This is a genomic window from Sphaerotilus sp., from assembly GCF_041083715.1.
Classification (GTDB): Bacteria; Pseudomonadota; Gammaproteobacteria; order Burkholderiales; family Burkholderiaceae_C; genus Sphaerotilus.
In genome coordinates this window covers 1-2,849 of sequence record NZ_JBFPGY010000190.1, presented here as the reverse complement: position 1 = coordinate 2,849, position 2,849 = coordinate 1, and the positions used below count along the sequence as shown (strand labels likewise).

Below are 2,849 nucleotides of genomic sequence, written 5' to 3'. Positions count from 1 at the left end.
AACGCCCGCTCGGCCAGCACTGCCAGCCGCCATGTCGGGACGGTGTCGGTGGGGTTGCAGGCGCAGTTCTGAGCCCGGCGCGCTCGCCCGGCCGTCAGCGCAGCGCCTGCACGATGGCTGCCAGCAGCGCATCGGCCCGGAAAGGCTTGTGCAGCACCTGCAGCCCGCTCGCGGCCAGCAGGGACAGATCGTCCGGGGCCGTGTCTCCCGTGACCACCAGCACCGGCACCGGGCCGCCATAGCGGCGCACGGCTTCGATCACCTCCACGCCGGTCGCGCCGCGCAACCGGTGGTCGGTGATCAGCAGGTCAATGCCGACATGGCCGCGCGGCAGGCTGGCCAGGTGGCGCCGCAGTGGCGTCAGGCCATCGTGGGTCCGGACCGTGGCCCCCCACGCTTCCAGCCGTGCGCGCATCGCCGCCTGAACGGCCGGTTCGTCCTCGACGACCGTCAGGCGCAGGCCGCGCAGCGGATACGGATCACCCTCCGGGCCGAGCGGCACGGTCGGTGGCGTTGGCGCGCGCGGCACCCGCACCGAGAAGCAGCTGCCGCGGTCCAGCCGCGAGCGCAGGTGCAGGCCATGGCCGAGCAGTGCCGCGCTGCGCTGCACGATCGACAGGCCCAGTCCGAGTCCGCGACTGCCATCCCCGCTGCCGTCGGATTGCCGTGCGACCGGGCGGGTGCCCCGCTGGTCGGCGATCTGCACGAATTCCTCGAAGACGGTGTGCTGCAGCGCCTCCGGAATCCCGAGTCCGGTGTCCCAGACCTCGATGCGCAGGGTTTCGCCCTGGCGCCGTGCGGCCATCAGCACACCGCCGGATTCGGTGTAGCGCACCGCGTTGCTGACCAGGTTGCGCAGGATCTGCTCCAGCATCACCGGATCGGAGACCACCGCATCGCGTGTCGGTCGAAAGCGCAGCGTGATGCCCTTGCGGCGCGCCGTCTCGCCCTCGTGGGTGGCGATCGCGTCGAACAGTGCCTGCAGCGCGACCGTCTGCAGGCGCGGGCGCACCGTGCCGGCCTCCAGCCGCGACAGATCGAGCAGGCCCTTGAGCAGGTCCTCCATCGACGACACGGCCTCGTTGACACGGTCGGTCATCGGCCGCAGTGCGATCGGCACCTGCTCGCGCAGCAGGTCGATCAGCAGCCCGATCGTCACCACCGGCTGGCGCAGGTCGTGGCTGGCGGCGGTGAGGAAGCGGGTCTTGGCCTGGTTGGCTTGCTGCAGCGCGTGGGTGCGTTCGACGACGCGGCGCTCCAGGTCGGCGTTGAGCTGCTCCACCTGGTGCAGGGCGCCGACCAGCCGCTTGATCAGCACCCCGCCGACGATGGCCAGCGACACCGGCAGTGCGTAGGGCAGCCAGAAGGTGTCCATCACCGAGGTCAGGCCGCGCCAGTACACATAGTCGTGCAGGGCGGCCAGCATCGACACCGCCACGGCGGCCACCAGCGCACAGCGCAGGAGCAGTGGCAGTCGCCGGGTCTCCTGCCACAGCGGCACGATCGCCAGCACCATGCCGGCGAACATCATCGGGTAGCTGCCCGCTCGCACGGCTTCGAGCGAGTCCGTGAGCCATCCATAGGCGGCCATCGCCAGCAGCACTGTGGTGCTGACCTGCAGGATGCCGAGAGCCACCGGGTGTGGATGGCCGGAGAGCACCATCGCTGTCCGGCACAGTGTTGCCGATGCGACCAGTTGCAATGCGAAGAAGGCGGCAACGAGCAGTGGCGACGCGGCGGTCACCATGTTGTAGTGGGCGATGTTGCTGACCGCGATCAGTACCCACAGTGCGCCGAAGCTGCCCAGCAGCCGCTCGCTGCGCCGCCGCCACCAGATGAGCAGCATGACCACCGCCAGTGCGGCACCCGCGACGTTGAGCCAGATCGGCAGCATGACCGACAGGCGCAGGCTGGTCAGGTAGTGCCCGGCCATCGCGGCGGCCGGGCCGACCACCACGGTGGACAGGCCGCCACGGCTGCTGTGCGCCACCGACAGCTCCAGGTGGTTGACACCGACCCGCAGCATGTGCGGCGGCAGACTGATCCACTGCAGCGTCGGATAGCCGCCCGCGACAACCGGATCCAGGTGGTCCAGTGCTGCGCCGCTGACCAGCCAGCCATTCAGGCGCACCTCGTGCACATCGCTGAGCCGCGACATGCACAGCGCCCACATCTCGGTGGGGGCGGCCTGCAGTTCGATGTGGATCCGGTAGTGGCCGATGCCCGTGTCGTCCAGGTCGCGGGCGCTCCAGGTGTCGGGCAGGGGCACGGGCATGGGTGCCGAGTGCAGATCCTGCGCGAACAGGGCTTCTTTCACCTCGATCACCGCCGACCTGCGGCCTTCATCCGGCGTCTCGGTTTCTTCGGCGCGGACGGCCTCGGGTGCCAGCGACAGCAGCCCGCACAGGGCGAGCAGGCACAGGACGATGGCGAGGAGGCGGACGGTGGCGGTGTTCATCGGCGGACAGGATCATCGCAGACCTGCCCGCCACCAGACGGGGGTCAGCCCGGCTGCAGAGCCAGGATCCACTTGACGAGGTTGCGTGCGTCGGCCTCCTTGATCGCCACGGCATTCGGCGGCATCGCCAGCCCGGAGGCCTTGCCCTTCCAGTGGCTCTCGTAGGGGTTGGAGCCTGTGAGCACCGTGTGGGTCAGTGTGCCGAGGGCCTTCTTGTCGCCCTGGTACTTGGCGGCGACGTCCTTCCAGGCCGGTCCGATCGGCGCGAGGCCATCCGGACCCTTGGCGCCCGGGTCGATGTGGTGGCAGGTCATGCAGCCGCTCTTGCTGGCCAGGGCGAGCATGGCGTCGTCCTTGGCCGAGCCGGCTTGCGCGGCCGTCGCGGCGAGGG

General features: G+C 70.2%; 2 protein-coding genes. Both read right to left on the bottom strand.

Annotated elements, in window-relative coordinates:
- Positions 1-94: 94 nt before the first annotated feature.
- Entirely contained in the window at positions 95-2,458 is a 2,364-nt protein-coding gene (locus AB3X43_RS08505; protein ID WP_369429411.1) for an ATP-binding protein, read from the bottom strand.
- A 44-nt stretch (positions 2,459-2,502) separates the two neighbouring features.
- Positions 2,503-2,849, bottom strand: a 347-nt coding sequence (locus AB3X43_RS08500) for a c-type cytochrome (protein ID WP_369429410.1), incomplete at its 5' end; no start/stop codon positions are given.